Source organism: Komarekiella delphini-convector SJRDD-AB1 (assembly GCF_014831675.1).
Taxonomy (GTDB): Bacteria; Cyanobacteriota; Cyanobacteriia; order Cyanobacteriales; family Nostocaceae; genus Komarekiella.
On the sequence record NZ_VJXY01000114.1, the window covers coordinates 1 to 7278 of the forward strand.

Below are 7278 nucleotides of genomic sequence, written 5' to 3' on the forward strand. Positions count from 1 at the left end.
GAGTGCTGCATCATAAGCATTCCAGTTACCAACTTTATACTTCGCTTTGGTTTTCACGTTTTAACTGGCAGGGAGTACAAGGGAATAAGTAAAATTTACCATTTCTCCGTATTCATGCAACAATGCCACGACGAAATATAAACAAACCAGCTGCTTCTAATACTCTTCTGGCCAATCTAAAAGCTGAATCACTCAAGTTAGTTACCAATTTCATCCAGCGTGAGCCGAATGGGTCAGCTAGCCAACACTGCTGCCAAAATCTCAGTACAGATGGTTTTTGACTGATTACCCATGTGGTGTCCTCTGACGGGATAATCATGTGAGGATGATTTAGTTTTGAGCCAGTGGGCTGTTTAAATTTAGTAGTCATTTCTCACCTCCATGATGAGCAGAGGCATGACAGCGACGACACAGAGTAATCAAGTCATCCAAGTATTCCATCTCGAAACCGTGATGATCATAAGTTAAATGATGAACTTGCAATTTTTGATTGGCGTTGCATTTTACACATCTAAAATTATCTCTAGCTAGAACTAATCTTCTACAGTCTTGCCAGTATTCTGATGCTAAAAACTCGTCGTAAGCGCTGAATTTGTACTCCGTCGGTTCAGGCAAGTAAATACCATGTTTGTTTTCACAGAAACAGACCATACCAGCATATTTTTCATAGCAGGGTCTATTGGGAAGATAAAATATCTTAAACAATTTGCTATCGGTTACTTCCGTCATCGCCTTATTTAAGACGTTTGCTTTCATTTCCAAATCAGAGAGTAAGATTACTCTAGGGATGTAGGTAGTAGAGTATTTGTCGTATTTGGGCTTATAAGGATGTACAGCCCAAGCATAGCTGTAGAGTTTGAGAGCGCAATATGAAAAATGCTTGACTGCCCAAATTAAATCTTCTGGTGGAATACCTTTATAGCTCGTCATAATTCACTCTCCTGTCTATGTTGACGCACGGAAATTTACCCCACTGTCAGCGCGGGGTTGTGTATTCGTATTTGTGTGTCTAAAAAATCACTGGCACGGACAAAAAATTAGTTAGCTTTGCCAGAAACGCAACTCGTCTTTGAAATACCTGTCAGTTTTCTTCGATTGTTCCTTCCATGAATCCCAAGCAACTACCAACTCCTCGCCCAAGTCCTCCACGACTTCACCCCGTTCCACATACAAAGTACGGTAGGGGTCAGCGTGAGCAACGATAGAACCAAGCCCAATAACAAGAGCGCAATTAGAAGAACCGAACTCGGCAGGGGTTTCGTGAAGAACCGATGGTTCCTTAATTTTGGAGGATTCGGCTTTCTCCAAACCAGTGATTAACTCTGTCTCTCGTGTGGTTAACTCCGCCCAGTAGTCATTTTTGATAGCCTCATACTCAGTAGCCACACCCAAATAGTCCCACCAACTACAATCAGGTTGAGCCAACACCCGCCGAATGTCGCTTACTGCTTGGGGTATTAGTTGTAGCTGTTCGGCTCGATATGCGATCGCGCTTTGTGTTGGCTCACTACCAAGTATGATTGCAGCTGCCTGGAGTGCTTGGGTGTTGTTCATAGCACAAGCCATATTGCTCAATGCTATGCCCATCAGGCGTAAGCATTCGGTGGCATTTTCTTTAGGTGATTCTTCGGCTAGTGATCGCAAATCAAGTGTCTTATCTAGAGCTTGCTTAACTTCCTTATTGAGTGCTTTGGTAGCTTGCAGGGTGAGAGTATTTTCCCACTGTTGGCTAGGATACTGTTGTACGGAGTGTTCTAGTTCCTGAATGCGTCGTTGTAATCGCTGGTTCTCCAGTTCTAGCTGCCTTAGCCCCTCCAACTCATCCAATCGGTGCTGCAATTGGATATTTTGCTCTTTCTGCTGTTGAAATAGTTTTTGTAAGGATGAAAGTTGCTCTTGTACTTGTTGTTCAGCTTTGGCAGTCGCTTCTGACTGTAACCCAATCCTCAATTCCTGGGAAAGTCGCTCTAACTCTTGCTGATGTTGCTCTTTAATTTGGGCAATCGCTTCTGTATATTCTGGTGGATATGTTCTTTCTCTGGGGAATGGAACACTTGGGGCATCTAGATCTGTATTGTTGATCAGCAGCTTTTCACCATCATCAAAAGTTACAATCTGCTGCCAAACGTTTGGTGCATCTGCTTCAATCACTCCCGACTCCCCAAAACGAGGATGCAATTGTGATGAAACCGTGACTGAATTACGCAATTGCGTTTGACTTTTTTCTTTTTTTGTGGTGCGTTTAGTCTTTGGAGCAACCTGTTGTACTGCTTTGGCGAAATCTGCGGCAGTGGGGAAGGGTTTTTCTTGGGCTGCGATCACAACGGCTTGTTGAAGCTTGTCGGGAGTTTTGACCAGCCGCAGTAGGGGTCGGGTTTGAGATGGTTTGGTGATCTTGTCCCTCAAATCTTCTGGTAAAGTTTCAACTACTCGCTTGGCCACAAATAAATCCTTGACCCTGCGATATCCGCCGTGTTTGGTCAACTCGCTTTCGCAGTAATCCTCAAAGCTGGTGTATGCACCATCTTTGTAATAGCCGTTATCTCGCATCAGCCGCAGTTCGTCGGATGCTTGCCACTCGAATCGGTCTATGGCCGCGAAGGTTTCTTGGATGCTGATGTTGAGATTGGTGTAATCGAGCGTTAATGTTGCTTCGGAGGGGTCTAGTATCAGCATAACTCTCTCCTGTTTTCAGAGATAGGAGAGGCGTCTAAAACCATACTTAGCCGATGAAATGCTTCTGTTTGTCCTGATTTTGTATCAATAGAACAAGGATCTTCACCTGTTTGTGTGCATACATGGCATGAGTGCTGATAATTCTTAATTCTGTGACTGTCACTACGCCATAAAGGTATGCCTTGATAAATAACAAAGTCAACTCCTGTGCATGTTGCAGGAGAATTTGGTATTCTTTGAGTAGTCATAGCTTTATCCAACAGTTATTTGACTATCCCCGCTGCAAGTTTCTCAGGCTGTCAGTGGGGTTTGATTTATTGCTGTTGATTAACTCGCCTTTGTAATTCAATTTCTGCTTGCTCAAGTGTCATAGGGACAGCATTGGAAGCAGATCGTTTTCGATCAACATAGACATAAAAAGCTTCCTGATCTTCAGGATGTTGCTTGACGTATGCAAGCAAGTCAATATCAGACATCGTTTTGTAATTAACTTGAGTCATTGAATAAGAATCTCTCCGTTTGAAAGTATTTCTATTTGTATTGTGTCTGCAACTAACATAACTATGCGGTCATTTCTTTCATCTAACCGCACTAAATTAATTGACTGAAGTAGATTGCTTGCTCTTACTGACATTCGCCAGTAGGCTTTCAACTGTTTTACTGTCGGCTCCATTCCATCTCCATACTAGTAGCCTGTATTAGAAGCAATAGTAGGTTAAAAGGTTGATTTGACCTCAGACAAATGCGCTCATGCAGCTTCTTCTTGTGCTAATAACTGCATCTGAGATTTGGGCTGAGATTTGTCCTTTATTAAACCGTACTGCTCTGCTGGCTCATTAAGAAGAGATTGTGTAAAGTCTCCTTCTTCGCTATCAGGTTTTTCACTTTTTGGAACCCACTCTAGTACCTCGCCTGGTTGCACTTGATAAGTGTCACAGATTTTACTAAGAACCGTAGATGACGGTAACTGTTCAGGGTTGTTATACAAGTCATAAGCTGTTCTTTGTGCTATTCCTACTTCTTTTCTAAATTGGTAAGCTGTTATACCCCTTTCTTGCAAAAACCGCTTAATTTTATTTTTCACTGACACTTCCTCAACTCCTATGTAGTTGATACTATCATCTATCTAGTAGTACTAACTAATTAATATTAGTTATATAAATGGTGATAAGCCATAACTAAATGATATTACTAAACTATTGCATATAGTATCAACTAGTTAGTAATATATAGGCATAACAAAAGGCGACCGCTCCAGGCTGGAAACTTGTGCGATCGCCTTTTGACCCAAATTAGAGGTGATCATTATTATGACGCAAGCCATCTATACACAGCAAGCACTTTCAAGGGGAAAGCTCAACACACTAACAACAGCTACATCTACTGATGCCACTTTCAAAGATGAACAAACCGCAGCACAAGCAGAATTGCACAAGCACCTCGAAACCCAAGCCCAAGCTGTAGCCCCCATACAAGACCCTTTGACATCTCGCGATCGCCGCATCATTGGCGAGATTATCAAAGTCGAACCCGAATCAGTCCGTACCATCTGGATAGAAGACGGAATCAGCGTATGGGTACAGTTTGTAGATGGCGGACGACTACCCTTTGACCGCGACTGGTTCGCCAATAGAGTGCAACAAGTAAAAGCAACACTTCCTGAAACACCACGAGAACGCAACGAGCGCCTGTATGAGGAATTGTCAATAGCTTGCAACAAGTTCGGGATTCAAATGGGGCAGGTTGACTGGTTATCCTTTAGCACCAGACTTTATCGAGATAAACAGTGCATTGGATTGGTTGGGTGCAATCAACAATCTTTGTGGTATGCCAGACGTACTCAACTAGGCTGCAATCAGTTTGCCCATACCGCAGAGATAGCGGTGGCATCCTTGGGAGTAAGAGTAGCAGTCGCAGCTTAGTTCTAAACAAAAAAGGCAAGCGCTAACCCGGATGGAAATGCGCTTGCCCACCAAACTGGAATCATAAATATTCATCATGGCACAATCTAGAATCATTGCACATGTTCAAGAACTATCTGACGAGTCCCAAGAGGAAATACTCGTGCTTCCGTCACATCCAAATGCAGAAATAATTGAACTTGCGGACTACAAATTAGTGTACTGCGGCGGAGCATGTCCTAGAACTTATCGCGTGTACAAAGATGATTCAATGCTAGGTCTGGTATTCCAAAATATCACCCACTGGTCAAATGCTATAGATCAGATTCGATACGCCCAGCCCCTAGATGCAGCAGTCGGGCTAGACTTCATGAAAGTAACTGGATTTTCCAGAGTTACAGATAAAGCTCTAGCAGCATAGTTCAACTACAACAAATCTTTTTATTACAGACATGAAATCAACAATATCAATTCCTCTTGAACTGCTGACTTACGAGTTAAAAACAATCTCTCCCAGCATCATCAACGGCTAACTCTACAACACAAACCAACACAAACAATCTACACAATCATGGAAACCATTACAATCAACAACAGCGTCTTTCTCATTCCACCCAGTCAACCAAAATTGCAAGCTAATTGTGCTAAAGAATACGGGCAATTCTTACTCGATTGTCCCCCAAAACTGACAATTTTAGAAGCACAAGCAAAAGGATATCTCAAAGGTAACAAGGCTGATTTTGCGATCGCAATCTCTCGCCCTGACCGTCCATTGACCATCAACGAGAACTTCACCAACGAACCGTTTACCGAGTTGTGGGTGATTCCGGTGGCTGGAGGACTCAAAGACCAGTTTAAGGGGCCAGCCTCCATGCTGCTTTCCTTCCTGATCCACCGCCGCAGTAAAGACAATTTTGCTGGATTGTACAACCACTTCGCCCATCGTGCCTTCCAGCAGTGGTGCGAAGAAGGAATGCCAGGAGATCCCAAAGAGTTCTGTTATCAGGCGATCGCTAGCGTACTCAAAAACTACATTTTCTGCGCCGAGTTTCAGAAAGTGGAAGGGACTCTTGGAACGTACTGGTTTATTCAGTGGAGCTATCGCAATCCTCAATCTGACTTTGAGCATGATGCCCTCGTTGCAGCCGAAATGATTCGCTCTGGTGCTGAATCTGGAGCAACAGTTCACTGGGTAACGAATGATACTTACGAGCGTTGGGCATCGAATGCTGTCACTGCACCAGCATTACCCCCTGTTTCGGAAACTGAGGCACGGGCATCTCTGCAAGGACAAAATCAGACAGCAATGCCGCAAGGAAAACAGTAATTAAACATGAAAAAGGCGATTCACCTTTGAGTCGCCACTACATAAATTAGCGGTTCAAACAAGTAAATGAAAATCGGTACTGTCTCCATTAGTTATTCGAGAAAGTTCAACTTAGGGAACTATGAATCAATCGAATTGGGCTGTTCACTTTGGGCACAAGTCGAGGATGAGGAAGATGCCGATGGCGTAGTTCAATTTCTATATCACCAGGCTAAAGCAGCCGTAAAAAGTGCAGCAATGCCCGTGATTAAAGCTAACGAATTTCAAATCAGTAAAGCCAAATCTCAAAAGAAAGTGGCAACTGATGAAGGTGTTGTGGAATTGGAGGATTGATTTATGAAACAACTAACAGGTTCTATGCCCATCGCTGCATTACCACCATCTACTGCGGCTTGGAGTAAAGAAGAACTGCTTGAAACAATCGATTGGCTCCAATCCGAGGGGGCGGCAACCGAAACTAATCTCAAGCTTTTGACTGCAATCGTAGAATCTATTCTTTGGTCTGAAGAATCATACACAAGATTCTTACAATGCGGGTTTGATGCAGCTATTGAGCTATTCGATATCAGCTCTCAGAACTGGGAGTTTGAAGAATCAATGTCATCACGTCATAATCCCCGAAATTGGAATGAGTACAAACGGCTTGCGACTTGCACGGACATTGTTCTGACATCAACATGATTGCTTTGTCAACGCTCAAGAGCCATCACACAAACCATAAGCCACAAGGAGAATAACCTATGCCTAGAAAACCCACTCGTCCCACCCCTGCTGACCATTCCCACCAATGCCTACAATATCTTCGCCGTTGCGGCGGCAGCGCTCGATTGTGCAGCATCAATTTTAGCTTAGGTGTGGTTCAAACGTTAGTTAATCGCAAGCTGGTAAAGGTCAGCAATAAAGGTGCAGGTTTTTATGTGGAGTTGAACGAAGTATAACTACAAAAAATGATTCAGAGAATGGATGCTGGTTGCATTCAAACATCCACTCTCCTTCTAGTTCAACTTTTTACCAAGGCACGGGTTCACCGAGGTGAAAAAACCCACCAGTCGGGCCGTCATCAGGAAGTATTGCTAACTCAACACCAGTTTTGGCTCCTTGTCCAATATCCATCATTGCACCTTCACCACCTAACTCGGTTTTTACCCAGCCGGGATGGGCGCTATTAATCTTCACCGGAGTATTGCGTAGCTCATGAGCTAAATGAATCGTGAATGAGTTAACTGCTGCCTTAGAAGCATTGTAAGCGAATGGCACTAAGAAAAGCCGAAACACTTGTGGTTTAAGCTGTTTGCAATTGCTTGCGTAACTCATGCCGGGGTTTGGTCATTAAGGGGTAAGCTTTTGGGCGGCGTTTACGGACTCGTGGTTCAC

14 protein-coding genes are annotated in these 7278 nt (G+C 43.5%); 6 read left to right on the forward strand and 8 right to left on the reverse strand.

The genetic code is table 11. The features are described 5' to 3' along the window. Nucleotides 1-112 precede the first annotated feature (112 nt). The 7 genes from FNW02_RS36860 to FNW02_RS36885 all read right to left on the reverse strand — a co-directional run bounded on the left by FNW02_RS36860 (nucleotide 113) and on the right by FNW02_RS36885 (nucleotide 3760). On the reverse strand, nucleotides 113-370 hold the full coding sequence (locus tag FNW02_RS36860) for a hypothetical protein (protein WP_191762427.1): 258 nt from the start codon (nucleotides 368-370) through the stop codon (nucleotides 113-115). Continuing rightward, a complete protein-coding gene (locus FNW02_RS36865) occupies nucleotides 367-930 on the reverse strand; it encodes an HNH endonuclease (protein ID WP_191762428.1) in 564 nt (187 codons plus the stop codon). Before FNW02_RS36865 ends, FNW02_RS36860 begins: the two co-directional genes overlap by 4 nt. Nucleotides 931-1041: 111 nt before the next feature. Continuing rightward, complete coding sequence (locus tag FNW02_RS36870) at nucleotides 1042-2676, reverse strand: hypothetical protein (protein ID WP_191762429.1); 1635 nt, start codon at nucleotides 2674-2676, stop codon at nucleotides 1042-1044. Next, the gene (locus tag FNW02_RS36875) at nucleotides 2670-2924 is read right to left on the reverse strand and encodes a hypothetical protein (protein WP_191762430.1); all 255 of its coding nucleotides are present in this window, start codon (nucleotides 2922-2924) and stop codon (nucleotides 2670-2672) included. The genes FNW02_RS36870 and FNW02_RS36875 overlap by 7 nt, the downstream gene beginning before the upstream one ends. Nucleotides 2925-2990: 66 nt before the next feature. Then, entirely contained in the window at nucleotides 2991-3176 is a 186-nt protein-coding gene (locus FNW02_RS36880) for a DUF6887 family protein (protein WP_225226255.1), read from the reverse strand. Then, a complete protein-coding gene (locus tag FNW02_RS40385; protein WP_431356853.1) occupies nucleotides 3173-3349 on the reverse strand; it encodes a DUF6888 family protein in 177 nt (58 codons plus the stop codon). The genes FNW02_RS36880 and FNW02_RS40385 overlap by 4 nt, the downstream gene beginning before the upstream one ends. Before the next feature lie 75 nt (nucleotides 3350-3424). Continuing rightward, on the reverse strand, nucleotides 3425-3760 hold the full coding sequence (locus FNW02_RS36885; protein ID WP_320073243.1) for a helix-turn-helix domain-containing protein: 336 nt from the start codon (nucleotides 3758-3760) through the stop codon (nucleotides 3425-3427). A 226-nt stretch (nucleotides 3761-3986) separates the two neighbouring features. On the opposite strand from FNW02_RS36885, the gene FNW02_RS36890 reads away from it, so the two are divergent. The 6 genes from FNW02_RS36890 (at nucleotide 3987) to FNW02_RS36915 (ending at nucleotide 6842) form a co-directional block, all read left to right on the forward strand. After that, nucleotides 3987-4598 carry a hypothetical protein gene (locus FNW02_RS36890; RefSeq protein WP_191762433.1) on the forward strand — a complete coding sequence of 204 codons (612 nt, stop codon included), beginning with the start codon at nucleotides 3987-3989 and terminating at the stop codon, nucleotides 4596-4598. Nucleotides 4599-4674: 76 nt separating this feature from the next. Beyond that, nucleotides 4675-4998: a hypothetical protein gene (locus tag FNW02_RS36895; RefSeq protein WP_191762434.1), complete on the forward strand. Its 324-nt coding sequence runs from the start codon at nucleotides 4675-4677 to the stop codon at nucleotides 4996-4998. A 150-nt stretch (nucleotides 4999-5148) separates the two neighbouring features. Continuing rightward, nucleotides 5149-5904 (forward strand): hypothetical protein, encoded by a 756-nt coding sequence (locus tag FNW02_RS36900; protein WP_225226257.1) that lies wholly within the window; start codon nucleotides 5149-5151, stop codon nucleotides 5902-5904. 66 nt (nucleotides 5905-5970) lie between these two features. After that, nucleotides 5971-6237 carry a hypothetical protein gene (locus FNW02_RS36905; RefSeq protein WP_191762435.1) on the forward strand — a complete coding sequence of 89 codons (267 nt, stop codon included), beginning with the start codon at nucleotides 5971-5973 and terminating at the stop codon, nucleotides 6235-6237. A 3-nt stretch (nucleotides 6238-6240) separates the two neighbouring features. Then, nucleotides 6241-6585 carry a hypothetical protein gene (locus FNW02_RS36910; protein WP_191762436.1) on the forward strand — a complete coding sequence of 115 codons (345 nt, stop codon included), beginning with the start codon at nucleotides 6241-6243 and terminating at the stop codon, nucleotides 6583-6585. A 59-nt stretch (nucleotides 6586-6644) separates the two neighbouring features. Beyond that, nucleotides 6645-6842, forward strand: coding sequence for a hypothetical protein (locus FNW02_RS36915; protein WP_191762437.1), 198 nt, complete (start codon nucleotides 6645-6647; stop codon nucleotides 6840-6842). Between the two features lie 70 nt (nucleotides 6843-6912). On the opposite strand, the gene FNW02_RS36920 is transcribed toward FNW02_RS36915, so the two are convergent. Continuing rightward, nucleotides 6913-7218: an SDR family NAD(P)-dependent oxidoreductase gene (locus FNW02_RS36920; RefSeq protein WP_225226258.1), complete on the reverse strand. Its 306-nt coding sequence runs from the start codon at nucleotides 7216-7218 to the stop codon at nucleotides 6913-6915. Nucleotides 7219-7278: the final 60 nt, after the last annotated feature.